Genomic DNA, 25,332 nt, shown 5'->3' with positions numbered 1-25,332 from the left:
GACACCCTCCATACTCGTTTTTTATTAGTTGTCTGTTCTTTTTATCTGTAATAATTCTTGCTTAGCTTGACTGCGAAAGAATAGTTCATATACAACCGGGACTATAATTAGCGTTAGTAATGTAGAAGAGGTTAACCCGCCAATTACTGTAATAGCTAATCCTTTTGAAATTAATGTACCAGATGAAGTCGTTAACGCTAACGGAATGAGCGCTGTAATGGTTGCAAAGGCTGTCATTAAAATAGGGCGTAATCTTGTTTTTCCAGCTTCAATTAATGCTATACGAACTGGCATTCCTTTTTCTTCGCGATTTTGTCCCACACGGTCAACAAGAACAATAGCATTTGTTGTAACAATCCCAATCAGCATTAAGAATCCAATCATAACACTGACAGACATTGGTTCTTTTGCAAGATACAATGAGAAGAGCGAGCCGATTGGAACGAAAATAAGTGAAGAAAGAATGATAAATGGAATGCGTGCTTTTCCAAATGTCACCAGCATTGTTAAGTAGACGAGACCTATAGCTACCACCATAGCAATTCCTAAATCTTTAAATGTTTGAACTGTATCATCACTTCCGCCACCGCCCTCAAGAGATACATTCTTTGGAAGGGCAAGCTTGGTTTTTACCCCATTAATTACATCTTGAGATACTTTTTGAATATTATCCCCTTTTATTTGGGCAGAGATACGAGCGAAAATTTTACCGTCTAGTTTTTGAATGGTTGTAAAGCTTTCTACATCTTGTATTTCAGCAATTTCCCTTAATGGAATAGGTCCGCGCTGAGAGAATACCATAACATTTTTCAAGTCTTCTAGGGAGGATAGCTCCTTGTTATACGAAAGTTGTACTGTTTGTTCTTTATCATCAAGGTTTAGCATACCGACTTCTACAGGACTTGTTTGATCGGAAATTGTACCTAGGATTTGGAATCCCGATAAACCATATTGAGAGGATTTTTCAGGATTAATTGAGACAACATATTGTTTTTGCTTATCCGTAAAGTTATTCGTTACATATTTTAAATCACTGTTTTTCTTCATGTAATCTTCAACTATTTTTGCTGCATCTTGCAAGGAATCTAAATCTGTTGAATACAAGTCGATATCTACGTTGTTATTAGAAGGAGGCCCCCCCGAAGCCAATTCTTGCACTCCTAACTTTGTGCCTTTTGCTTCAGCATCGGTAATTCTTTGTATATCCTTTTCTAACTCTGTAATAAATGCGGCGACATCTGTTCCTTGTTTTAGATTGATAAAGTAATTGGCTCGGTTTTCACGTTTTAATCCAGTTTGGAAGTCGCGGCTTCCTATACCGGCTGTTACTTCTTTAATTTCATTTTTCTTGGCAAACATTCTCTCCACTTTTAAAGATACATCATTTGTTTTTTCAAGTGATGTAGAAGCAGGTAGTTCGATGGATGCTACTAATGTTTTTTGCTGCTCATTTGGAATAAAGGTGAAGCCTAGTGCTGGTACAAGAGTAAATGAACCTGCTAACAGCAGAATTGAAATCACAATAACGAGCACTTTATGGTTTAACGAACGTTCAATCAAACGTGCATAAAAGTGTTGCAAGATCCCTTCTTTTTCTTCCTTAGGTACTCTTTTGAATGAGAATTTTGCTAAAATTGGTACAACTGTAATCGCTACGAGCAAGGATGCGAGAAGTGAGAATACAATTGTCAAGGCAAATGGTAAGAAAAATTCTCCTGTAATCCCTCCTACGAAGCCGAGAGGCAGGAATACTACTACTGTTGTAATAGTAGAGGATGTGATAGCTTTTAAAATTTCTTTCGTTGAATCAATAATCAATTCATTTGTCATACCTGTTTTGGATTTACGCACGCGGCGGAAAATATTTTCAATAACAACGATGCTGTCATCGACTACCCTTCCTACTGCAACTGCCATTCCACCTAATGTCATAATGTTCAAGGAGACATCTAACCGATTCAGGAATATGGAAGCGAACAGTAAGGATAAAGGGATAGATATGATCGCAATAATAGTTGCACGTACGTTCCGTAAAAACAATAGTACAGCGAGTGAAGCGAAGATAGCGCCGAGTACACCTTCTTTTATAAGCGTTTCTACAGAATCCTTAATCCCTTGGGCTGAATCAAAACCGATTGCATAATCTATTTTATCATCATATTTTTTCAAGACATTCATGACTTTATCTGCTACTTCAACCGTGTTAGCATCTTGTTTTTTCGTGATAGCCATAGATAGAGAGTCCTGCAAGTTGTAACGCGTTTTTTCAACTTGTTCTGAAATGGTTTCTACCGTTGCAATATCCTTTAGTAGAAGCGGAGCAGCTGTGGGTGCCGCAGTGAAGCCAGGTGATAATTGTAGATTTTCTAGCTTTTGAATCTCATCTAATTTTTCTTCTACACGAACCGGCACTTGCAGATCTTCAGCATTGATTCGACCGGCAGGGAACGATAGATATTTTTGGTTAATTTGATCTTTAACATTGCTCAAAGATAATCCGTATTGCAGTGCTTTTTCCTTGTCGATGGTAATTTGCACAAGGTTTTCTTTTGCTCCGCCGATAGATACGCTGTTAATTCCTTGAATTTTATTTAACTCTGGAATGACTTCATCATTTAAAAGTTTTTCAATATTTGTGTTATCTTTGGCGAATAATGAAATATTGTAAATAGGAAATGTGCCAAAAGAGAATCGGTTTACTTTGGTTTGTACAGCATCAGGAAGCTTAGTATCTTTGATATAGGTGTTAATTTGCTGTTCAACTTTATCCATATCTGTATTAAACGGGAACTCAAGATTGATGATTGAAATACTTTCGAAGGAAGTACTTTGCAGCTTTTTAACTCCCTCTAAGGATTTGAACTGATTCTCAAGTTTAGTTGTAATCTGCTCATTTACATCTTCGGGAGAAGCACCAGGATAGACTACTTCAACGGAAAGTTGCGGAAATTCAACATTAGGAAGCAAATCTACTTTCAAGGAAGAAAATGAGTATACGCCGCCTAAAATTAGCAAAAACGAGATGATGAATACAGCGACAGCATTCTTTAGGCTAAATCTTGTTAAAAAATTCATGCTCAAGGCTCCTTTCAATATTGTATGTAATTATTCCACATGACCTATTCTAAATGATTCAAAACAAATGTGCATCTATAATGTATTAAAAATGTATTATTTTTTTATAAGTTTTGTATAAGTGTTGACAAGATGCTGTGAGCATATTTTTTGAAGGATGTGCCATTCTATATAAAGGATGTCCTACAAGGGCAGACTGGTGAGCAGTTTGAACAAAGGAGACATTGCTCACAAACTTTTAATGGATTTGAGCGGAAGGAGAATGTAAAATGTCACAAAAAAAGCGTGAAAAAGAGCGTCAATGGAAAGCAAGGAAGGAAAATCAACAGCCTCATGGAAAAGTAAAATCGTTTGCGGAACTAACTTCAGAAGAGGGGAAGCAATAGGCTGTTGAGAAAGAAAACGTGATGAGATAACATCACGTTTTTGCTTTATCTGGTTTAGATAAGGGGAAAGCTAGAGCGAATTTTGTTCCTACATTGCGTTCGCTGGCAATTTGAATCGTTCCGCCCATAGATTTTAACACGCTAAAGACAACCGTCATACCAAGCCCCGTACCCTTATCTTTTGTTGAATAAAAAGGGGAACCGAGTTGCTTGAGTTGCTCTTCAGACATCCCAATGCCTGTATCTTCAATATGTACAATAACATTTTGGTTTACTCTTTCTATAGAAATCTTCAAAGTTCCTTCCTTGGGCATTGCTTCAATGCTGTTCTTCATAATATTCAGAAAGCATTGATTCAGCTTTTGTTTTTCACCCCAAATCAAGAAGGTGGATTCGGGCATTTCATATTGAATTGTAACATTTGAAAAGTTTGCCAATGGGATCATGAGAGATATTGAGCTTTGTAATTCTTTTTTTATATCTAAATGTTGGAATTTTTTTATGCTCGGCTTGGCAAAGGTCAGGTAATCCGTAAGAACATGATTTGCTTGGTCAATCCCGTCCATTGCAATATCAAGGTAGGTATTTCGTTCTGACTCTGAAAAGGCTCCGCTTTTGAGCAGTTGAAGAAAGCCTCTTGTTGAAGTAAGTGGGTTGCGTATTTCATGAGAAATTGAAGCTGCCATTTCACCGATAAGGTGAAATTTTTCAATGTTGATTAACTCTTCTTGAAGCTTTGCTTGGGACTGTAATACCATCATTAAATATAGTACAAGCATCGTTCCGAAAGTGCTGCAAAGCTGATAGACGATAATATGAAGGATGTACTCATATGGCTGCTCGATATTCATTAGGAAGATGGGAACCCAAGAAACGGTGTAAAAAACGCTGGCTAAAACAGCAATCACCATTATTCTAGAATTTGAAGCTTTGAGTACAAAGGAACGAGCCATGACGAGTAAGATATACAAAACGCTTGAGGAAGCTAATGCTAAAATAGCTCCATCTCCTCCAAGTGTAAGGCGATATGCATTCATAATAAAGAAAATAATCCCGCCAACTAATGGACCTTTTGTTAGTGTAGCTACAATGAGTATAATCTGTCGTAAATCGAATCGGTATCCTGGTGTCGGTTCAGCTGCAAAAGTTAGACACATTATGGAGGTAAACAAGCTTAGACACAAGAACACAAATGTATTTAGTTTTGGATGGCGATTCCCTTTTCGCATCCAAAACAAGTGATAAATCAACATGGAGATAAGGAGGAATAAAATATTTAAAAAAAGATGGGCAACAAAAGGTTTCAGTATACTCCCCTCCTTTTTCAGTATTATTATACATATAGATATTACTATCATACTATTAACGCTTTATTTTTTAAATAAAAATAGATTAACTATTTCAAATAATTGTCTTGTGGTTTTCTATCATGTTCATTTATGTTAAAATGATGAACGGTAAATCAAAGAAGAAATCCATGGATTTAACATGGGAGAGGTTCGCGAACTCCCTCTATAAAAAACTAAGGAGAAACAATATTTTTGAATGTTGTTTCTTGTTTTTTTACGTGATGTTCAAGAACGCTCTTCTTCTGCTTCTTTAAAAACAAGAAAAGGAGAATGAGTGAAAATGAAAAAGGATAAGGCTGTAGTAGTATTCAGTGGTGGCCAAGACAGTACCACATGTTTATATTGGGCCATGCAGCAGTTTGCAGAAGTGGAAGCTGTGACATTTAATTACAATCAGCGTCATAAACTCGAAATAGAGTGTGCGGCTGGGATTGCTAAAGAATTGGGAGTTAAGCACACAGTGCTGGATATGAGCTTATTAAACCAACTTGCTCCTAATGCGTTAACAAGAACAGATGTAGAAATTACTCAGGAAGAGGGAGAACTCCCTTCTACTTTCGTCGATGGTCGCAATCTATTGTTTTTATCGTTTGCAGCAGTGCTTGCTAAACAAATTGGCGCTAAACATATTGTTACCGGAGTATGCGAGACGGATTTTAGCGGGTATCCTGATTGTCGGGACGTATTTGTAAAATCACTAAATGTTACGTTAAATTTGGCAATGGACTATCAGTTTGTTATTCATACGCCGTTAATGTGGATCAATAAAGCAGAAACATGGAAACTTGCTGATGAGTTAGGGGCGTTTGAGTTTGTAAGAGAGAAAACATTGACTTGTTATAATGGTATTATCGGTGATGGATGCGGTGAATGCCCAGCTTGCCAATTGCGGAAGGCAGGATTAGACACATACCTTGCTGAACGTGAAGGAGCGGATGTTTGATGGAGTATTTCGGATTTCGAGTTGTAGAGGGTCTGCAGAAGATTGATAAGGACATTAAGTCCAATCAGTTAAAATATCATAATAAACGTGTATTGGTCAGTAAAGAATTTACGTTTGATGCCGCCCATCATTTACATTGCTATGAAGGGAAATGTAAAAACCTTCATGGTCATACGTATAAAGTCGTATTTGGTATTAGCGGTTATGTAAATGAAATAGGCATTTCTATAGATTTTGGTGATATAAAGGATATTTGGAAAACAGAAATAGAAATTTATTTAGACCATCGTTATTTAAACGAGACATTGCCGCCAATGAATACAACGGCAGAAAATATGGTGGTATGGATTTTTGAAAAAATGGAAGAGGCTTTGCAAACAGAAGAGCGCTCTCAGCAATATAAAGGTGCACGTGTAGAATTTGTACGATTGTATGAAACGCCGACAAGCTACGCAGAAATGAGACGGGAGTGGATGGAGTTTGAATAAAATCCCCGTTTTGGAAATTTTCGGCCCAACTATTCAAGGAGAAGGCATGGTTGTTGGACAGAAAACGATGTTTGTACGTACAGCAGGCTGTGATTATCAATGTGTTTGGTGTGACTCGGCTTTTACATGGGATGGCTCTGCAAAAGAACAAATTCGGCAAATGAGCGCAGAGGAAATTTGGCAAGAGTTAAAAAGCATCGGAGGAAATCGTTTTTCTCATGTAACTATTTCAGGTGGAAACCCTGCTCTTTTAAAGTCTCTTGGCGACTTTCTTGAATTGCTTAAACAGCATGGTATTCGTACTGCAATCGAAACGCAAGGAAGCAGGTGGCAGGATTGGCTGCTAGACATTGATGAGGTAACCTTATCTCCGAAGCCGCCGAGCTCTGGTATGAAAACAGATTTTTCTATGTTAGATACTATAATTGAACGTATGCAAAAACGGAATATCAGCTTAAAAGTGGTTGTGTTTAATGAAGCTGATTTTTCGTATGCGAAAACAGTACACCTGCGCTATCCGAATGTACCCTTCTTTTTGCAGGTAGGAAATGAGGATGTGCATACAGTAAATGATGGTGAACTTGTGTCCCATTTGCTTCGCCGTTATGAATGGTTAATTGATCAAGCTGTGGAGTGTCCAGAAATGAATGACGCAAAAGTGCTTCCACAGCTGCATGCCCTAGTATGGGGCAATAAGCGGGGCGTATAAGAAAGGAGATAAAGAAATGGCAGGACGTAGAGACGAAGAACTGCAAGATGTAACATTATTAGGGAATCAAAATACGAAATATATGTTTGAATACGATCCAGCGATTTTGGAAATATTTGATAACAATCATCCAAATCGTGATTATTTTGTGAAATTCAATTGTCCAGAGTTTACAAGCCTGTGTCAATAGGGGCACACTTCAGTGGTGACACTGTCGCTTAAACCTCGTGAATTCAGGGAAGGGAAACTAATCCTGAGCCAAGCCTCAATGAGGAAGGTGCAGAGACTATCGAAATCGCTGGGGCGCAAAGCGAGTAAAGTAGCGTCTTGGGAAGAGAGTAGAGTACATCATAATGATGGAAGCGCGAGGGTTCTTGTCTTATATCGCAGTGAGATAAGAATATGATATAGTCCACCTGCATATTTGCAGTTGCCAAAAACGGGACAACCAGATTTTGCTACTATTTACATCAGTTATATTCCTGATATTAAGATGGTAGAAAGTAAATCTCTGAAGCTATACTTGTTCAGCTTCCGCAATCATGGAGATTTTCATGAGGATTGCATGAATATTATCATGAATGATTTAATTAAATTGATGAATCCTCGTTATATTGAAGTATGGGGCAAGTTCACGCCACGTGGCGGTATCTCTATCGACCCGTATTGTAATTATGGACGTCCGGGTACTAAATATGAAAAAATGGCGGATTATCGTTTAATGAATCATGATTTATATCCAGAAACGATTGATAATCGCTAATACAGAAGACCGTGATGCGTATTGCTGCATCACGGTTTTTTATTTTAGATTGAAGCGTTCAATTCAAATGAGGACAGAAAAACTGTCCGTGAACCTGCTGATAGAGGTTTATTTTATCGTATAAAATTACAGATATCTTCTGGTAAATATTTTCAGGGGAATATAAAAAGAAGAGAGATATTCCCTCTTCTTTTTAAGATGCTAATGGAAAGTAATGCTATTAAACTAAACGGATAATTTTATAGTTTTTATGGTTTACTACGGTTAAAGGTTCTAAATCTAATTCTCTATAATTTTTCATAATTGTTATGTCTACGATAACAGAGTTTTTATTTACTTTTTGTACACGGCCTTGTATGCCATCCTTGAATTCTATGATATTTCCTGCTTCTGCAATTTTCATAAGCATTCTCCTTGTAACAATTTTATTCCGCATAAATAGACAAGTAAGATTTCCCCTTAAGGAACCTGAAAAGTGAAAGCGGTGGTTGTCTGTAAAGCCTGATGTGTTGATTCTTTATCAAGTATAATTCAGACTTATAGAAGTTCACTTTATTAAAGAGCAAGTAGCTTCAAGGCTACTTTTCTTTATAATGAACTATATTTCCTGCTTTGTAAATGTTTTCATAGCATTTTTTTAAAAAAATTCAATAGTTTGTAAGATATTATTATTGCTTGTTACCAAAAAATATGATTTAATTATTAATTTCATTTTTACCTTATGTTAAAATGTAAGAATTAAAAGCAGAAATGAGATGACACTATGTGGGGAAATCGGAATGTTTGGATTTTATTATCAGGAGAATTTGTCGCCGGTCTTGGATTATGGCTTGGCATAATAGGAAACCTTGATTTTTTAGAAAAACATGTACCATCGGATTTTACGAAATCGTTGATTTTATTTTGCGGTTTGTTTGTAGGCGTTTTAGTAGGACCAACTGCAGGACGTATCATCGACAGTACAGATAAGAAAAAGATATTAATTTATTCTAGTTTTCTACGTATTCTTAGCATCGGGTTTATGTTTATGGCTATTTGGCAGGAGAATGTTCTATTTATGGTTTGTAATATGATGCTCGTCGGTATATCCGCTGCTTTTTATTTCCCTGCCCTTCAAGCAACAATTCCGCTTATTGTAAAAGAACACATGCTATTGCAAGTAAACGGATGGCATATGAATGTAGCGACAATTGCTCGAGTGGCAGGTACAGCCTTGGCTGGAATTTTACTATTGCATATGAGTTTATTTTCATTATATTTCTATTCAATGGTAGCTTATATTCTTATTTTTATTGTCACATTTTTTTATACAATTGAAGAACACGAATTAAGAGAACGCAGAAAGGAAAAAGCAAGTTTTAAAGATGTATTTGCTCTTTTGAAGGAAGTGCCGATTTTGTTGATTGGATTGATTCTTGTGCTTGTTCCGACCTTATTTATTGGAAGCTTTAATTTAATGGTTATGAAAATCAGCCAAATACAAGGTGATCCTTCTGTTAAAGGAGTCTTATATACAATAGAAGGAACAAGCTTTATGCTCGGAGCATTTTTGGTGAAACGCCTTCATGTAGAAAGAAGAATGGTTCCTTTCTTGATTGGTTGTACATTATTAATTGCGGTTGCTCAGCTATCCTTGTATTTTGCAACAATTCCGGTTGCCTCCATGGTTTCTTTTAGTTTGTTTGGATTAGGGGCAGGGGCTTTTTTTCCTGCGATTGCTACATTATTTCAAAAGCAAGTGAAAAAAGAATATCATGGCCGTTTTTTCTCATTCCGAAGTATGTTTGATCGTATTTCATTCCAGCTTGTTTTACTAGGAACAGGTTTCTTTTTAGATGTGATAGGATTTCAATGGATGGTTGTTTGTTTTGGTTTGTTTTCATTAATGATTGTCATGGTAGTTATTATAAAACAAGTCAAGCAGCCTGTAGAGTATTATGAAATAGAAGAAAAAGAGATGAGTATATAGGTTGTTTCATTCTGAATTAACATAAGATTACGAGGGAAATAGAAAGCTTAAGTAGAGGAGAAATTCCTGCTTGGTGACCATCAGTGGGGGGCTCCCACTGATGTGGTAATGTGTGTACTACTGTTAATAAGGTATAGTCTGATTGAGTGAGATATACGAAGTGCTCGCTTTTACAGGTATTTGACGAAATGTGCATAAGGAGCACCTAATAAATAAACAGTACTGTCAACGGTATAATTCAATTTTTTATATAAGGAATACGCACGCTCATTGGTTTCCTCTGCTAATAAGGCTATTTTGTTATGACCAAGTTGTTTTGCGCGTTGCTCTGCTTCTCGGATTAAACTGCTTCCAATTCCTTTCCTAAAAAATAGCGGGGAAACAGAGAGTGTATCAATATAGTATTCATCTTCTTGTGCTTCTTTTTCAAGAGTAATTGAAGGGTCATTCTTTAGTTTTCGCAGCCGTTCTATAATGAAACGATCTACTTTGTTCGAATCCTTACCATGATAAGTGACAATTAACCCCACAATTCTTCCGTTTATTTCTTTTACTATAGTATGTTCATAACTGAGTCGATTACCCTCTTGTATAAATAGTTCTTCTAATCCTTCTAATACTTCTTCCTGTGTTCTACCACCTGATAGCTTCACAGCAATATCATGTAAAGCATTATTTAACAAAATAGCTATTTCTTTTCGGTCATCTTTTCTTGCTTGACGAATCGTCATGATGATTTCACCTCGCATACTATTTTACCATAGTTTACAAGAGAATATAGTTGTTCCATGTACTTCATTCAGTGTAAAATGAAGTATTCGATATACTTGTGAGGTGATATGATGGATAAACAAACTGCTAATGCAATTTTAGATCAATTGAAAACTGGAGAATTAAAAGAATATATAGTAAATAAAGAAGATTTTTATCCATTTAGAGAGGTGGTTGTATCCCGCGCTGACTTTAAACACTTCCGTGGTATCGCAGAGCACGGAGGAAAAGTAATTTATACGTATACAGAGGCAGCACGCTCTTAATAGTGATATAGGGAAAACGGTTTGTGTTTTTAGCAGGAAAAATGATGGGAATATCAAATATTGTCAATGCAGTAAAAAGAAGGAGGGAGAGTTCTTGGAAGACTTTACACCAAAACGGATGCCGCATTGGGACTATATGTGGCAAGATGAAAAAGGACAACAATTCGTGGGAATGTTTTTATTTCCGGAAAGGAAGCAGGAAGGAAACAGTCTCTTTAAAATAAAAAAAGCAATTCGTGATGCCTTTATAAGCAAAAAGTATATCCCAATGACGATTTTATATAGAAATGATTTCCTAAATTTAGATGCTAGGGTTTGGGAAATAGACGAAAGTGAAAGTTTAGTCACTCTTAAAGACCTAGAGGGAAATTATTATGATGTGCGTATAAGTGATATTATGCATATCACCCATAAACGAAATGAACGGAAATCAGAGTAAAGCATCTTGGTTCACCAAGTTGCTTTTTTAATTTTCCTTGCAGGTTTTATCATTTTTTTCGGTGTATGTATGTTTTCTATAATTGGCGCATTTATCTTTAAAACATGTTGTTTTTGTCCCAGCGGGCAAGTCTTTTTTAAATTTTTCATAACACCAGCAAATTTCTTTTTCTTTCATATGTAGTAAGCTCCTAACTAGAAAGTAAGCAGAAACGAGAAATACTCATTTCTGCTTATGTTTATTTTACCGTTCCTAAAAGTTGATTAATGTCCACAAATGGTGTTGCTCCGCCGGTAACATTTGGAAGCTTGCCGTCCCAACGTTTGATTGCTTCTGCTTGTACGTCAAGAGCACGTTCTTGTACTTCAATCTGTTTTAATTGTACAAGTTCAGGTGTTACTTCTTGCTTTTTCAGCTGCAAGGCTTTTGCTTCTGCTTGCGCCTGCTCCACTTTTTGTTGTGCTTCGATTTGAATTCGCTCCAAATCACGTTTTGCTTTTAATGCAAGCTGTTCAGCCTTTTGCTTTGCTTCGATAGATTCATTGAATTCGTCACTAAAGCTGAATTCACGAATATTGATGTCGCTTAGTACAATGTGATATTTATTTATTTTTTGTGATAATGTTTCTTTTACCCTTTGAGATACTTCTTCCCGTTTTGAAATGAGTTCATCCGCTTGATATAAGGAAGTGATAGCTTTTAATGCTTCGCTAATGGCAGGATCTATAATACGATTTTCATAGTCTAATCCAATTTCTTGATACACTTTATTTACTGCAGATGGTTCTAAATGATAGTTTACAGACATGGTAGTTTTGACTGTTTGCAAATCCTTAGTGGAAGCCGCTTGAGAATCTTCCGCTTTTTTTACGCGAACTTCCATGGGAATGACGGTTTGAACAAATGGAAGTTTAAAGTTAATGCCTTCATCCAAAACGGTTGGTTTTACAGCGCCTAACTGTACGAGAACACCACGATGGCCTGCAGGGACAGTAGTAAAACTACTAAATACTAAAATTGCAAGAATGGCCAATAATAAGCCGCCAATAATGAATTTCTTAGCGCCGGGCTGCATCGGTTTTTTGGGAATCGGGATTTGTTGCAAAGCAATACCTCCTTGTCATGGTTGTCATCTCATTGTAACATATTGCTCCTTCTTAAAAAATATACATCTTTTACAGAAGCTAGAAATATAGAGGAGGATTTTACAAAAAGGTCTGTTTAAAAAATCAGGCAAGGTGTAAGATGAAGTTAGGGATATTTTTCCTTATTTTAAAAGGAGGGCGATCGGTGATGAGGGAAAAACAAGCATGGAAAATCAATGGATTTTTCGGGTTGCTGATAGTGTTGGGTATAGCAGCATTAGGTCTGTTTTTGAGCGCGGCAAGCCAAAATATTCTTTTTCTGGTTTTGTTCGGGTTCGTTGCTATATTACTTGTGAGCGGAATGACAATTGTACAGCCAAATGAATCGGTAGCTGTTATTTTCTTTGGAAAGTATTTGGGGACGATACGCGAAGATGGCTTTTTTATAACGATTCCTTCGTTTCGCAAACGTGTATCTCTTAGGGTAAGGAACTTTAACAGCGATACATTGAAAGTGAATGATGTGGATGGAAATCCTATTGAGATTGCAGCAGTGGTTGTTTTTAAAGTAACAGATACTGCTAAAGCATTATTTGATGTAGAGCATTATAATGAATTTGTGCGGATTCAAAGTGAAACAGCTCTTCGGCACGTTGCGACTAAGTATCCATATGATGCAGATAATAATGAAGTTTGGTCACTGCGGGGGAATGCAGAGGAAATTGCAGAGGAATTGGCGCGTGAGTTGCAGGTGCGATTGAGCGTATCGGGAGTAGCTGTTATCGAAGCGCGGTTAACTCATTTAGCATATGCACCTGAAATTGCAAACGCTATGCTGCAACGCCAACAAGCGAGTGCTGTTGTGTCTGCACGTCAAAAAATTGTAGAAGGTGCTGTTGGAATGGTTGAATCCGCCTTAGAGCAACTCGAGCAAAAACAAGTCGTACAATTTAATGAAGAAATGAAGGCACAGATGGTCAGTAACTTAATGGTTGCTATAGTCTCAGATAAAGGCACTCAACCAGTAATGAATGCAGGGAAAGTCAAGTAGAGAAGGTAAGGGCTGGAAAGAGTAAGGTAGCTTCTGAAGAAAATCTTATTACCGGTCTTTCAGGTGAAAAAAAAGACACTGCAAATAAGGAATAAGATTAATGCTTATTCCTTATTTTATTTTAGAATAAGAGAAAAATCATAAACCTTATATTGATGTACACATGCTAAGGAGCAATTAAAGAAATGAGATTTGCCTTTTTACGCCTCTTGTTTTAGGAGTAAATAGAAGAAACAGGTGAGAGGGAGCAAATTTGTAAATGTTATTTAATTGAAAGATTTTCGAACTATTTGTAACAATAGCAAATGGTATGTTGTTATCGTTAAGTATTTGTAATGTTTTTTTAGTATAAAAACGATATAGCGTAATGTTAGGGAATTTAAATACAGTCTTTTAACATGATTTCTAAAGTGAGAACAGGAATAGAAAAGTTTTTGAAATATCAGCCCATCTGCTTGTTCTTAAACTTTATAAATCTTGTGATGTAAGCTTTTTTAGTAAATAGGATAGGTAGAAGGAGAAGTAACCATACTGTTTGCTAATAAATGCTTGAACGAAGAATTCATGGTTCAGCAGTGTATAGTAATCATCTTGCAGTCTTATTAAATTTGTAACAAATACAATACAACAGCAATTGATAGCGGGATGGTTTTACTATATGCAGTCATTTACAAGAATAGTATTTCTATGTAAAATTCATTTCAAGATACTATACGTTTCGTGAATCTGAAATAAGGAGGGAGTTTTAGGTTATTGACACGAAATGGTATTGTTTTTGCATTTCAACACAGACTTGTCTTATTTAAAAGTAAAACACACAAAAAACAAAAACTCATTCTACACATTTGTCCCAAAATGAAAATCCCATAGTATAGACAATTCTTTCTGCATAGCCATGGCGAGTTAAACCCTACAAAATACTTACCGATCTGGTGGTGTAGAAAGAATAAAAGATAAAAAAGTCTCAGTAATGAGGCTTTTTTATTTTTTATAAAGAGTAAGAAAGTGTAAAATTTTGGAAGAACTGTCTAGCTTCCAGGGTTTGGTCCCTATACAAAATAACCTGCTCCGGATAAAGACAAAAAGCATCTTTATCGAGGAAGAGCATACGGAAACCTTCTTTGAATAAGCTGCGCCATCCCGCACGTTTTATGTGCGGGTTGTTTTGTCTAAGGAACAGGGCGGACAGTGTCCATAAACACATCTTACTAAATTCAATAAATGTAAGTAAAATTCCTTACGTTTTATTCAGAAAACCTACAAAACTCCCTTTTTTAAGAGGTACGCATGTCTGACTTTAGTAATTTTTAGGTAAATTCATTGACAAGATTTTTAAAATAACCTTTATTGACACCTTTTTGAGAATGGTGTTTGATAGGGTTTGTACATATTTTTCAGAGCCGTTTTTCTTTGTCGAAAAAAGACAATTCTTTTATATAAATTTCTGCGTACATATATATTGTGTACTGAAAGAAAAAGTAATACAATATATAGGTGAAGAAGACATAAGGCAGAAAATTCTAAATAGTGAAAAAACGGAGGGTCGAAGATGGTAATTGTATATGATTCTATGACAGGGAATGTAGAGCGCTTTATTTATAAGATTGATATGCCAGCCATCCAACTGAAAGAAGATTTGGAGATGAGTGAGGAATATGTCCTTGTCACATATACGACCGGATTCGGTGCTGTACCGGAACGTGTGGATAAATTTTTACAACGGAATCATCCGTATTTAAAAGGCGTATCCGCCAGCGGTAATCGCAACTGGGGAGATATGTTTGGCGCAAGTGCAGATAAAATTTCCAACCAATATAAAGTACCGGTCTTATCTAAATTTGAAATGGCAGGAACAAATAAAGACGTAGAGATTTTTAAAGAGAGGGTGCAGGCGATTGCGACACATTGAATTAAACAATGAAATAACGCAAATGATGGACGGTTTTTATCAGCTTGATAAGGATAAAGAGGCGCTGAAGGAATTTATGAATGAGACTGAAGAAAATACTGTAAAGTTTCATAGTGTGAAAGAGAGAATAGCTTACATGCTTGAGCATGATTACTATTATAATGTGTTAGCTGAATACTCTTTAGAGGAAATCGAAGCAGTATATGAGATAACAGAGAAATCAGGCTTTCAGTTTCAATCGTATATGGCAGCTTCTAAATTTTACAAGGACTATGCTTTAAAAACGAATGATCAAAAGCAATACCTGGAGAACTATAGTGATCGTGTAGCGATTGTTTCTCTTTATCTAGGAAGAGGAGATGTAAAAAAGGCTAAGCAATTTGCACGTATGATTATTAAGCAAAACTATCAACCTGCGACACCTACCTTTTTGAATGCCGGCAGAAGCAGACGAGGAGAAATGGTGTCTTGTTTCTTGTTAGAGATGGATGACAGCCTAAACTCTATCGGATTTAATATTAATACTGCTATGCAGCTATCTAAAATCGGCGGCGGTGTAGCTCTAAATTTGAGCAAACTACGTGCGCGCGGAGAGCAAATTAAGGGTATTGAAAATGCAGCAAGCGGTGTTATGCCGGTAATGAAGCTGCTAGAGGATTCTTTCTCTTATGCGAATCAATTAGGCCAAAGAAAAGGTGCTGGCGCTGTATACTTAAATATTTTTCATTGGGATATCATTGAGTTCCTGGATTCTAAAAAAATAAATGCCGATGAGAAAACACGTATTCAATCTCTTTCAATTGGATTGATTGTACCAAGCAAGTTTTTTGAACTGGCAGAAAGAAATGAACCATTGTATGTGTTTGCTCCATATACAGTATATAAAGAATATGGACAGCATTTAGATGATTTAGATATTGATGCTATGTATGATGAGTTGGTTCGTAATCCAAATATTAAAAAGAAAAAGCTAGATTTAAATGCACGTGATATGCTCATTAAAATCTCAATGATTCAATTAGAATCAGGATATCCGTATTTGATGTTTAAAACGAATGCAAACGAGCAGCATGCTTTAAAGGATATCGGATCTATTAAAATGTCTAATCTTTGCAGTGAGATTTTTCAATTACAGGAAACTAGTGAAATTAATGATTATGGAACAGGCGATGTAATCAAGCGTGATATCAACTGTAACTTAGGATCTCTTAATATCGTAAATGTAATGGAAAATAAGGAAGTTAGAGAAGCTGTTCATGCTGGAATAGAAGCTTTGACAGCAGTTTCCGATATGACTGTCATTGAAAATGCACCAACAGTCAAAAAGGCAAATGATGAGCTTCATTCTGTAGGACTTGGGGCAATGAACTTGCATGGCTATCTTGCCAAAAATAAAATTGGCTACGAAAGTGAAGAAGCAAAAGATTTTGCGCGTACATTTTTCATGATGCTGAATTACTATTCTATTGAAAAAAGTATGCTTATAGCTAAAGCGAAGCAAGAGACTTTTAAAGAGTTTGACAAATCGGAATATGCAAAAGGGACATACTTCGTGAAATACGAGACCGTAGATTATAGTCCAAAAACAGAGAAAGTGCAGAAGCTGTTTGAAGGAATTACTGTTCCATCGCAAGAGGATTGGAGCAGGTTGAAAGAGCAAGTACAAGAATATGGCCTATATAATGCATACAGGCTCGCAGTGGCTCCGACTCAATCAATCAGTTACATTCAAAATGCGACATCCAGTGTTATGCCAATTGTAAACCAGATTGAATCAAGAACATATGCCAATGCAACGACATATTATCCAATGCCGTATCTATCGCAAGACACGTTTTGGTACTACAAGTCAGCGTACGATATGAATCAATTTAAGCTTATTGATCTGATTGCAGCTATTCAAGAGCACGTTGACCAAGGGATAAGCACGATTTTATATGTAAATAGCGATATTTCTACGCGTGATTTGGCCAGGTATTATATTTATGCTCATAAAAAAGGGTTGAAGAGTTTGTATTATACGAGAACAAGGAAGTTAAGCGTAGAAGAGTGTGTGGCTTGCGTAGTATAAGAACGTGGTTGTGATAGATTGAGGGGGGATTGTATTGAAAGCTGTAAATTGGAATAAAAAAGAAGATGATTACAGTTTAGTATTTTGGAAGCAGAACCTGTCCCAATTTTGGACAGAGGAGGAGATTGCTGTTTCCTCTGATAAAAATACATGGGTGCAGCTCTCTAAAGAAGAGCAGATCACCTATAAGCGTGTATTAGGCGGGTTGACACTATTAGATACGAAACAAGGAGGAGAGGGGATGCCCCTCATCCTTGTTCATTTGAATAATTTGCAAGCGAAAAGTGTACTTGCCTTTATGGGGGCTATGGAAGAAGTTCATGCGAAAAGCTACAGCCATATTTTCACGACATTGGCGACAGAAGAAGAAATTGATCAAATTTTTGATTGGGTAGATAAACATCCATTGCTCGAAAATAAGTCAAACATGATTTCGAGTTACTATCGTCGTTTACTAAAGCCAGAAGTAAGTAATCGTGAGTTATATATGGCCATGGTAGCAAGTGTATTTTTGGAGAGCTATTTGTTTTACAGCGGTTTCTTCTATCCCCTGTATTTAGCAGGACAAGGGAAGATGACAGCCAGCGGAGAGATTATCAATTTGATTATACGAGATGAGTCGATTCACGGTGTTTTTGTCGGTTTGTTAGCTCAAGAGCTTTTCAGACAGATGTCTAAAGAAGAGCAACAAGAAGTACAAGCAGAAACACTTGAGTTGCTGCTTGATCTCTATGAAAACGAAAAAGCTTACACAGAGGAAATCTATACTGCAATTGGTCTTGTAGAGGAAGTAAATAAATTTGTGCGCTACAATGCGAATAAGGGTCTAATGAACTTAGGGTTGGATCCATATTTTGAAGACGAAGAACTCAATCCGATTGTAGTGAATGGACTTCGTACAGAAACAAAAAACCATGATTTCTTTTCTGTAAAAGGAAATGGTTATGTAAAAGCCACAAATGTAGAAAAGCTTACAGATGAAGACTTTATGTTTGATTTTGAATAAAAGCTAAGATGAGCACCCCCTTCATTGTAAATGTTGGGGGTTTTTATATAGAAGGGTTAAGTATAAGCTTGGTAAACAAATTTAATCATTTGCTTTTTCATTCATAATTGTATTTAATGAAACCAGGCAATAAAATTTATTTCAAAATGAGGTTATACACATGAAAGCATTGGTATTTGAAACATTCGGAGGGCCTGAAGTCCTGCAGTATCAAGAAATCGAAAATCCTATAGTCGGACCAGGCGAGATTTTATTGGAGATGAAAGCAATCGGTCTGAATTTTGCCGATGTATATAGAAGAAAAGGGAATTATCATTTGGCAGGAAACCCACCTTACATATTGGGATATGAAGGAGCTGGAATCGTCATAAGTGTGGGAGATGATGTAAAAGGTGTGAAAGCGGGGGATCGCATAGCGTTTGCCGATGTACCGTATGCGAATGCCGAGCTTGTGGCAGTTCCTCAAGAGAAGGCAATTCCGCTGCCGGATAATATATCATATGAAACTGCTGCATCACTCTTGTTACAAGGCCTAACAGCTCACTATTTAACGAAGGATAGCTATGCCATTAAAGAGGAAGATGTTGCTTTAGTACATGCTGCAGCAGGTGGAGTGGGACAATTACTTGTTCAAATTATTAAAGTTTTAGGTGGAACAGTCATTGGGTTAACGTCTTCAGAGGATAAGCGTCAAGCAGCTTTATCTGTCGGCGCTGACCATGTGTTTTTATACAGTGATAATTGGAGCCAACAAGTTGAGGATACGACCGGTGGAAAAGGAGTAGACGTTGTTTTTGAATCTGTCGGCTCCACTTTAATGGATAGCTTCAAAGTGACTCGCGTCGGTGGAACGGTTGTATTTTATGGTATGGCTGGCGGCGATCCTGTTCCTGTTGATCCACGGATGCTTATGGATACTTCAAAAACGCTGACAGGCGGCGATTTATGGAATGTGCTCACGTCTCATGAAGAACGAGTTACACGCTCACAGGAGTTATTCAGATGGGTTCAGGAAGGCAAGTTGCAAGTTTCAGAACCGACCATATTTTCTTTAGAAGAAGGTGCAAAGGCGCACGAATATATTGAAAGCCGAAAGAGTACTGGAAAGGTTTTATTACTTCCTTAAGAAAGGGCAGCGATTGCTGCTCTTTTTCATATGGTAAGTGTGATTAATGAGTCAAGAATAGATTTATAATAAATAGGAGGCTGACATGATTCAGTTTAAAAATAAAAATGTAACTGTTTTTCAGAGTGCGTTATTCCAAACAAATTCTACAGTGATTGAAACTAATGATTTGATTTTGCTTGTTGATCCAACTTGGCTTCCACACGAAATTCAGGAAATACAGCAGTATGTAGCAACTATCAGAGAAGGAAAAAAGCTGTATCTATTGTTTACCCATGGAGACTTTGACCACATCATTGGATACGAAGCATTTCCAGATGCTATTGTAATTGGCAGCAAAGGACTTCATGAGCATCCGAATAAAGAAAAGAAGCTGCAGCTTATTCAAGAGTTTGATAATGAGTATTATATTGAGCGAACCTATCCAATTTCATTTCCTCAGGTGGACATTATAATAGAAGAAGATGGACAAACACTCATTATAGGAGAGACGGTATTAACATTCTATTTTGCCCAAGGTCATACACAGGACGGGGTGTTTGCTTTAGTAGAACCGCACGGCATTTGGATAGCAGGCGACTATTTATCTGATTTTGAACTGCCGTTTATATATCACAGTGTAAAAGAATATGAAAAAACGTTACAAAAAGCAAGCGGTCTTGTGGACACAATTGAGTTTTCTTTATTAGTACCAGGACACGGAAAAGTTACACAAAGTATAGCAGAGATGAAACGACGTATCGCTGCTAGTGATGATTACTTGCAGCGATTAAAAAATGCGGTTGTAAGTAATGATACAGAAGCAGTACAGAAACTGGAAACAGAGTTAGCCTTTCCTTCCAACTTTACAAGGGAGTGTCATGAAACAAATATAACTATCACGGAGAAGGAGTATGGATCTAAGGAGAACTAGCAGACAATTTAGACCATGTGAAATGAGTGCTATATTGATAGAGTTTTACGAGAATATAAGCTTAATAGTTATTCTGAAGCAAAAAATGAAATCCTTTTTCATATATAACATCCTTTTTTCTAATCGTACTAAGATATAGGTACAGCTAGAAAGAGAAATCTTAATAAAGGAGAGCAGATATGAAACTACAGCCGTTAGATGCAGCACGACAGTTTGTAAATGAAGTATTTCCCGCCTGCCGCGGTGCATTGCTTGCAGGCAGCATCGTACGAGGAGAGGGGACAGAGAGTTCAGATTTAGATATTGTTGTTATTGATGACGGGGTAGAGGCTTCTTATCGAGAATCTCTTGTTCGCTTTGGATGGCCTATCGAAATGTTTGTACATAATTCAGTATCCTATCAGACATTTGTAGAAGAAGATCGCGGACGGGGAAGACCGTCTATGGCAAATATGCTTGCAGAAGGTATTGTATTAAAGGATGACGGAATAATGGATAAGCTAAAGGAAGAAGCAACAACATTGCTTTTGCAAGGGCCTGAACCATTAACAGAGGAACAGATAAAGGTGAGACGATACTTTATCACAGATACGCTTGATGACTTTATCGGCTCTGTAAAGCGCGAGGAAGATTTATTTATTGCCGCAACATTGGCAGAGCAGCTGCATGAATTTGTTTTGCGTATAAACAAACAATGGACTGGGCAATCAAAATGGATTGTTCGGGCTTTAAAGGTGTACAACCCTGTGTTTTGTGAGAAATTTACAGAAGCGTTTGACATATTTTATCGGCAAGGAGATAAAGAAAAGATTATTGTTCTTACTGACGAAGTGTTACAGCCTTATGGAGGCAGATTATTTGAAGGCTTTTCATTAGGAAAAGGAGAACAGACATAGAGGTATGACAAAAGAAGAACATAATAGCATATTACCTCAAAATGTAAAACACACAGCATAAGAAATGGCATTTCAGTGTGGGCGAACATACAATATACTAAAATTTTTTCTTAGTATTTCAAAAGGATATCCCATAGTACAGAAAAGAGGGATGGTATGCAAACAATAGAAATGAAATGGCAAACGAAAGAGGGGCTATTACGGCTTTTAGAGCAGCTAGTGGGGATTGAAAGTGTAACGGGTTCAAGTGCAGAAATCAAGCTAGCTCAATTTATTGCTGGTGAATTGAGTCAGCTTTCTTATTTTCAAGAGAATCCAGATCATATACAGCTTCATCCAACAAAAGATGGTCGTTATATTGTCACAGGGTTGGTCAAGAGAAAAGAGCATGCAAAAACAGTAGTGCTAGTCAGCCACTTTGATGTTGTGAATGTAGAGGATTATGGAAAATGGAAACATTTAGCGTTTCGTCCGAAAGAGTTGACAGAAATGTTCTATCATAATAAACACCTCCTTCCAATCGAAGTACAGCATGACCTTGCTCATGGGGAATGGCTGTTTGGAAGAGGCACAATGGATATGAAATGCGGCTTAGCATCACAAATGGCCATGATTGAACAGGCGACAACCGGGGCGTTTGAGGGGAATATTTTGCTGCTGGCAGTTTGTGATGAAGAGGTAAACTCCATTGGAATGATTACCGCAGTACCAGTGCTATTAAAATTGGCAAAGCAACATAATTTAAAGTATACAGCCTGCTTAAATTCCGAGCCGATGTTTGCACGCTATCCTGGAGACGAAACAAAATATATTTATACAGGATCTATTGGCAAGGTACTCCCGGGTTTTTATTGCTATGGAAAGGAATCACATGTAGGAGAACCGCTCGCAGGTTTAAATGCTAACATCATGACGTCTTTTCTTACTTGTGAGTTGGAACTTAATACAAATTTTTGTGAAGTAATAGAGGGTGAAGTGTCACCGCCCCCAACATGTCTACAGCAAAAGGATTTAAAACAAGAATATTCGGTACAGACTCCTCATTGTTCTGTAGCATTATACAATATGCTGATAATGGAAAAGTCGATCCAAACGATTGTGGAAGAATTGAGAGAAGCGGCAAAGAAAGCTGCTGTAAAAGTGGAAGATGCTTATAATAAAGAGGCAGTTCGTTTTGCAAATCTGCAGCAATCTGTTCCGAACAAGTTCAAAGTAAAGGTTATGACCTTTGAAGAACTGAAGGAGTATGCTATTCAAACATATGGAGATGAAGCTCTCAAGAAAATTGAGATGGAAGCGATTAAACCGAAAATAGAACAGGAAGATGAGCGTGATATTACGATTCGTCTCGTAGATGGTTACGCGGCTCTATGCAGTGAGTTGGCACCAATGATTGTGTTATTTTTTGCGCCACCTTATTATCCCTCAGTAAGTTCACGCAAACATCCAATGATAAGCAGGGTGACTGAGGATATAATTAATTATGCTTGGGAAATACACGGGACGGCTCTAAAAAAACAAATGTATTTTGGAGGCTTATCCGATTTAAGCTATACAGGATTACAGCAGCCTCTATCTTCTCTAGAGTTATTTATCTCAAACACCCCACTATGGGAAAAAGGATATGCACTTCCCTTTGAAGAGCTGCAGCAGCTAGACTTGCCAGTTTTGAATGTCGGCCCTATGGGAAAGGATGCTCATAAATGGACAGAACGGTTAGATGTTGCATATGCAACTGGGCCCTTGCAGGATATATTGAAGGTGACCATTCAAAATCTATTACAGGGTTGAAAGCTTGTTGCGCAGCAGCAAGCTTTTTTCAGAATAGATATATGATGACAACAGTTCCTTTGCTATGCAAAAAGAGGAATATGTGAGTGTTATATAATAAACATAGTAAGATAAAATGGAATTTTCTAAAGTGATATATACATAGAATGATTGAAGAGAAAAAATAAAGCATACTTTGCAAAAATCTAGTAAAATAGAGCTATTGTCATCATGGAGGTGTTAATCATTTCAACCGCATTTTCAAAAATCCGGTTTCGCAGCTTTTTCGGGTGGATGTTGTTAGGATATATTGTTGTTTATGTTATACCATGGGTATTTATTTCTGATAAGCAATTAGAGTCAGATGTTTTCACTGTAATTTCAGAGTCTCTTGTATTTTTTGCATTTCCGTTGCTTTGGCTTTATTATAAATCACGTAAAAACAATGTGAAGTTTCAAAGCTATTATACGAAACCTAGCAAGTTTGATTGGAAGCTTGTTATTATAGCTACTGTGATGGGAATGATCTTTTCTTTCGGTATTTCTACAGTGGAGTTTTATGCGGTATCGTTTATTATACCTGATCTTGTGCTTGATACATTGAATGAGCTTAATGTTATTGATCACAGTACTATATGGATGACATTATTTACAATTATATCGGTTTCTGTGTATGCGCCTATTATGGAAGAAACCATTTTCAGAGGATTTTTTTTACATCGGATGAGCCGTAAATGGAGTATCAAGCGTGCGATGATCGTATCATCTATTTTATTTGGACTTGGCCATGCAAATATTATTGGGGCTGCTGTATTCGGAATTGTGATGTGTTTGCTGTATATTAAAACAAGAAGTTTGTTAATGCCTATGATTGTGCATGCTTTAAATAATTTTAGCTTGAGCATTTTTGACATTGTATCAAGTTCAAAGGGCGGAATGCCTGAACCAGTGAATCTTGCTGACATACGATCACTGACTGATTTGTGGATAGGTGTCGTCTTGACCATCATCGGTTTATTATGGATTGTGCCGTTTGTTTATAAAAATTGGAAAGTAATAGAAGTGAAGGGGTTGCCGCAGTTAGATAGTGTGTATGAAGAAGAGCCAGAAAAAGAGCAGATACAAAGCCAAGTATTAATAGCTGAAAAGTATATGGCTATTGAGCTTCCAGATGAAATTGTCAATCAATTACATCTGGAAGAGGAGGATTACGTCACGCTAAAAATGGAAGGCGATAAATTGATTGTTACAAAATCTAGAAAAGAGGAAATGCAGTCAAAAATATCATAAAGAACTAAAAGCTCTTACGCTTGCTGTAAGAGCTTTTAGTTCTGGGAATTTTACTTTATCTGCTCATCATTTATCCTTCTGAGATAGGAGTGCTGAACTGAAAAAAGCTGACGAGGTTTCTTCTATACATCAGCTAAGATATGATATTATTGAATTACAACTTCTACTTTAAAGTTTCCGCCATGTTTTACGTATTTTACATCTGTAACAGTACGAATTTCATTAATAATTTCGACCTTCTCTCCTATACGAGGAATCGTAGGAACATTGTCCCAAATTCCCAATAGATCCTCGTTCTTGTTATCTTTTTCATAAAACCATACTTTCATGTCCGAACTCCTCTCGATAATACATTTTTATTCATAATATAACATATTTATTCTGAAATAGATATATTCTAAATGTTTTTATTCTGATTTTTTGTATAAACATAAAATTAGATTATGTTTTGTGAATGTAATATGAGAATAAGGATGAAGCTGACAAGAGGAGCCTTTTGAAAAATATATACTTTCAATAAATTTCCTGTCAAAACAAGTAGAAAAATGTAAGAATATTTTGTATAATTTAAACATAACTATTATAAAGTGAGGACTGAAGAGCATGAAACATTCAGACATCCCAGTATTAAATAAAGTTGAAAGCCTCTTGTTATCAGCGAAAGGCCAACCTGAAAAACGAAGAGAATTTTATGAGGCTCTTTTGCAGTCACGTGTATTCGTATTCGGTGAAATTATTAATAATAAAGATACGAACGAAACAAAATTAAATGTACGTTATTTCCAAGGAAACGGTCGCTGGATTTTACCAATGTTTTCACAATTAGAACATGTGCAAGAAAATATGGTAAAAGATGATATGCCAATTTTACCAATTATTGTATCTGAGCTATTTAAGGTAGTAGACCCAGAAGCGACTGTTGTATTGAATCCAGGGACGAATGTAGACAAAACGTTTACTTCTGAAGAAGTTAAGGATATTGTATCTGGAAAGATTTTTGACTACTTTCCTGTAAATAAAGAAGAAAAATAAGAGGAGGCAATCTCCTCTTATTTTT

24 protein-coding genes, 2 pseudogenes and 1 riboswitch are annotated in these 25,332 nt (G+C 36.7%); of the genes and pseudogenes, 19 read left to right on the top strand and 7 right to left on the bottom strand.

Translation table 11 applies throughout. The features are described 5' to 3' along the window. Nucleotides 1-24 precede the first annotated feature (24 nt). Nucleotides 25-3,075, bottom strand: coding sequence for an efflux RND transporter permease subunit (locus tag J7Q84_RS01840; RefSeq protein ID WP_209092684.1), 3,051 nt, complete (start codon nucleotides 3,073-3,075; stop codon nucleotides 25-27). Between the two features lie 269 nt (nucleotides 3,076-3,344). Here J7Q84_RS01840 and J7Q84_RS18185 point away from each other — a divergent pair, with 269 nt between their 5' ends. Then, nucleotides 3,345-3,461 (top strand): DUF6254 family protein, encoded by a 117-nt coding sequence (locus J7Q84_RS18185; RefSeq protein WP_247739025.1) that lies wholly within the window; start codon nucleotides 3,345-3,347, stop codon nucleotides 3,459-3,461. 32 nt (nucleotides 3,462-3,493) lie between these two features. On the opposite strand, the gene J7Q84_RS01835 is transcribed toward J7Q84_RS18185, so the two are convergent. Beyond that, nucleotides 3,494-4,714: an ATP-binding protein gene (locus J7Q84_RS01835; RefSeq protein WP_209092683.1), complete on the bottom strand. Its 1,221-nt coding sequence runs from the start codon at nucleotides 4,712-4,714 to the stop codon at nucleotides 3,494-3,496. A gap of 235 nt (nucleotides 4,715-4,949) precedes the next feature. Further along, nucleotides 4,950-4,993, top strand: a riboswitch (PreQ1 riboswitch). Nucleotides 4,994-5,090: 97 nt separating this feature from the next. Between J7Q84_RS01835 and queC the strand changes: the two genes are divergently transcribed. The 5 genes and pseudogenes from queC to queF form a co-directional block, all read left to right on the top strand. Further along, nucleotides 5,091-5,753 (top strand): 7-cyano-7-deazaguanine synthase QueC, encoded by a 663-nt coding sequence (queC, locus tag J7Q84_RS01830; protein WP_209092682.1) that lies wholly within the window; start codon nucleotides 5,091-5,093, stop codon nucleotides 5,751-5,753. Continuing rightward, nucleotides 5,750-6,241 (top strand): 6-carboxytetrahydropterin synthase QueD, encoded by a 492-nt coding sequence (gene queD / locus J7Q84_RS01825; protein WP_209092681.1) that lies wholly within the window; start codon nucleotides 5,750-5,752, stop codon nucleotides 6,239-6,241. Before queC ends, queD begins: the two co-directional genes overlap by 4 nt. Then, nucleotides 6,234-6,950, top strand: a complete 717-nt coding sequence (gene queE / locus J7Q84_RS01820; RefSeq protein WP_209092680.1) for a 7-carboxy-7-deazaguanine synthase QueE — start codon at nucleotides 6,234-6,236, stop codon at nucleotides 6,948-6,950. Before queD ends, queE begins: the two co-directional genes overlap by 8 nt. Nucleotides 6,951-6,966: 16 nt before the next feature. Next, nucleotides 6,967-7,134: pseudogene (locus J7Q84_RS01815) on the top strand (preQ(1) synthase); the annotation flags it as partial. Nucleotides 7,135-7,383: 249 nt separating this feature from the next. After that, nucleotides 7,384-7,713: pseudogene (queF, locus tag J7Q84_RS01810) on the top strand (preQ(1) synthase); the annotation flags it as partial. A 220-nt stretch (nucleotides 7,714-7,933) separates the two neighbouring features. Here queF and J7Q84_RS01805 read toward each other — a convergent pair. Then, a complete protein-coding gene (locus tag J7Q84_RS01805) occupies nucleotides 7,934-8,116 on the bottom strand; it encodes a YkvS family protein (RefSeq protein ID WP_209092679.1) in 183 nt (60 codons plus the stop codon). A gap of 360 nt (nucleotides 8,117-8,476) precedes the next feature. On the opposite strand from J7Q84_RS01805, the gene J7Q84_RS01800 reads away from it, so the two are divergent. Next, nucleotides 8,477-9,682 carry an MFS transporter gene (locus tag J7Q84_RS01800; RefSeq protein WP_209092678.1) on the top strand — a complete coding sequence of 402 codons (1,206 nt, stop codon included), beginning with the start codon at nucleotides 8,477-8,479 and terminating at the stop codon, nucleotides 9,680-9,682. A gap of 170 nt (nucleotides 9,683-9,852) precedes the next feature. Here J7Q84_RS01800 and J7Q84_RS01795 read toward each other — a convergent pair whose 3' ends face one another. Next, entirely contained in the window at nucleotides 9,853-10,413 is a 561-nt protein-coding gene (locus J7Q84_RS01795; RefSeq protein WP_209092677.1) for a GNAT family N-acetyltransferase, read from the bottom strand. A 111-nt stretch (nucleotides 10,414-10,524) separates the two neighbouring features. Here J7Q84_RS01795 and J7Q84_RS01790 point away from each other — a divergent pair, with 111 nt between their 5' ends. Beyond that, nucleotides 10,525-10,719: an abortive phage infection protein gene (locus J7Q84_RS01790; protein ID WP_209092676.1), complete on the top strand. Its 195-nt coding sequence runs from the start codon at nucleotides 10,525-10,527 to the stop codon at nucleotides 10,717-10,719. Nucleotides 10,720-10,813: 94 nt separating this feature from the next. Beyond that, the gene (locus tag J7Q84_RS01785) at nucleotides 10,814-11,158 is read left to right on the top strand and encodes a hypothetical protein (RefSeq protein WP_209092675.1); all 345 of its coding nucleotides are present in this window, start codon (nucleotides 10,814-10,816) and stop codon (nucleotides 11,156-11,158) included. A 27-nt stretch (nucleotides 11,159-11,185) separates the two neighbouring features. Here the strand turns inward: J7Q84_RS01785 and J7Q84_RS01780 are convergent, their stop codons facing one another. Together J7Q84_RS01780 and J7Q84_RS01775 are read right to left on the bottom strand one after the other, a co-directional pair. Then, on the bottom strand, nucleotides 11,186-11,335 hold the full coding sequence (locus J7Q84_RS01780; protein WP_209092674.1) for a hypothetical protein: 150 nt from the start codon (nucleotides 11,333-11,335) through the stop codon (nucleotides 11,186-11,188). 61 nt (nucleotides 11,336-11,396) lie between these two features. Next, nucleotides 11,397-12,233, bottom strand: coding sequence for a prohibitin family protein (locus J7Q84_RS01775; protein WP_209093093.1), 837 nt, complete (start codon nucleotides 12,231-12,233; stop codon nucleotides 11,397-11,399). A gap of 218 nt (nucleotides 12,234-12,451) precedes the next feature. Between J7Q84_RS01775 and J7Q84_RS01770 the strand changes: the two genes are divergently transcribed. From J7Q84_RS01770 to J7Q84_RS01730, 9 genes are all read left to right on the top strand, one after another. Then, a complete protein-coding gene (locus tag J7Q84_RS01770) occupies nucleotides 12,452-13,294 on the top strand; it encodes an SPFH domain-containing protein (protein ID WP_209093092.1) in 843 nt (280 codons plus the stop codon). Between the two features lie 1,549 nt (nucleotides 13,295-14,843). Beyond that, a complete protein-coding gene (nrdI, locus tag J7Q84_RS01765; RefSeq protein WP_209092673.1) occupies nucleotides 14,844-15,203 on the top strand; it encodes a class Ib ribonucleoside-diphosphate reductase assembly flavoprotein NrdI in 360 nt (119 codons plus the stop codon). Further along, nucleotides 15,190-17,274 (top strand): class 1b ribonucleoside-diphosphate reductase subunit alpha, encoded by a 2,085-nt coding sequence (gene nrdE, locus J7Q84_RS01760; protein WP_209092672.1) that lies wholly within the window; start codon nucleotides 15,190-15,192, stop codon nucleotides 17,272-17,274. Before nrdI ends, nrdE begins: the two co-directional genes overlap by 14 nt. Before the next feature lie 34 nt (nucleotides 17,275-17,308). Then, entirely contained in the window at nucleotides 17,309-18,280 is a 972-nt protein-coding gene (gene nrdF / locus J7Q84_RS01755) for a class 1b ribonucleoside-diphosphate reductase subunit beta (protein ID WP_209092671.1), read from the top strand. A gap of 160 nt (nucleotides 18,281-18,440) precedes the next feature. Continuing rightward, nucleotides 18,441-19,406, top strand: coding sequence for a quinone oxidoreductase family protein (locus J7Q84_RS01750; protein WP_209092670.1), 966 nt, complete (start codon nucleotides 18,441-18,443; stop codon nucleotides 19,404-19,406). A gap of 85 nt (nucleotides 19,407-19,491) precedes the next feature. Beyond that, the gene (locus tag J7Q84_RS01745; protein WP_209092669.1) at nucleotides 19,492-20,319 is read left to right on the top strand and encodes an MBL fold metallo-hydrolase; all 828 of its coding nucleotides are present in this window, start codon (nucleotides 19,492-19,494) and stop codon (nucleotides 20,317-20,319) included. A 179-nt stretch (nucleotides 20,320-20,498) separates the two neighbouring features. Continuing rightward, nucleotides 20,499-21,215, top strand: coding sequence for a nucleotidyltransferase domain-containing protein (locus tag J7Q84_RS01740; protein ID WP_209092668.1), 717 nt, complete (start codon nucleotides 20,499-20,501; stop codon nucleotides 21,213-21,215). 156 nt (nucleotides 21,216-21,371) lie between these two features. After that, a complete protein-coding gene (locus tag J7Q84_RS01735; protein ID WP_247739024.1) occupies nucleotides 21,372-23,006 on the top strand; it encodes a M20/M25/M40 family metallo-hydrolase in 1,635 nt (544 codons plus the stop codon). 273 nt (nucleotides 23,007-23,279) lie between these two features. Next, on the top strand, nucleotides 23,280-24,275 hold the full coding sequence (locus J7Q84_RS01730) for a CPBP family intramembrane glutamic endopeptidase (protein WP_247739023.1): 996 nt from the start codon (nucleotides 23,280-23,282) through the stop codon (nucleotides 24,273-24,275). A gap of 146 nt (nucleotides 24,276-24,421) precedes the next feature. Here the strand turns inward: J7Q84_RS01730 and J7Q84_RS01725 are convergent, their stop codons facing one another. Continuing rightward, on the bottom strand, nucleotides 24,422-24,604 hold the full coding sequence (locus J7Q84_RS01725; protein ID WP_209092667.1) for a DUF3913 family protein: 183 nt from the start codon (nucleotides 24,602-24,604) through the stop codon (nucleotides 24,422-24,424). A 274-nt stretch (nucleotides 24,605-24,878) separates the two neighbouring features. Here J7Q84_RS01725 and J7Q84_RS01720 point away from each other — a divergent pair, with 274 nt between their 5' ends. Beyond that, nucleotides 24,879-25,307 carry an SseB family protein gene (locus tag J7Q84_RS01720; protein ID WP_209092666.1) on the top strand — a complete coding sequence of 143 codons (429 nt, stop codon included), beginning with the start codon at nucleotides 24,879-24,881 and terminating at the stop codon, nucleotides 25,305-25,307. The last annotated feature ends 25 nt before the right edge of the window (nucleotides 25,308-25,332 follow it).

Origin of the sequence: Bacillus sp. 165, assembly GCF_017742235.1 — a bacterium.
Classification (GTDB): Bacteria; Bacillota; Bacilli; order Bacillales; family Bacillaceae_G; genus JAGHKQ01.
Note: the sequence above shows the minus strand (reverse complement) of the source record. Positions and strands in the feature narration are given on the sequence as shown.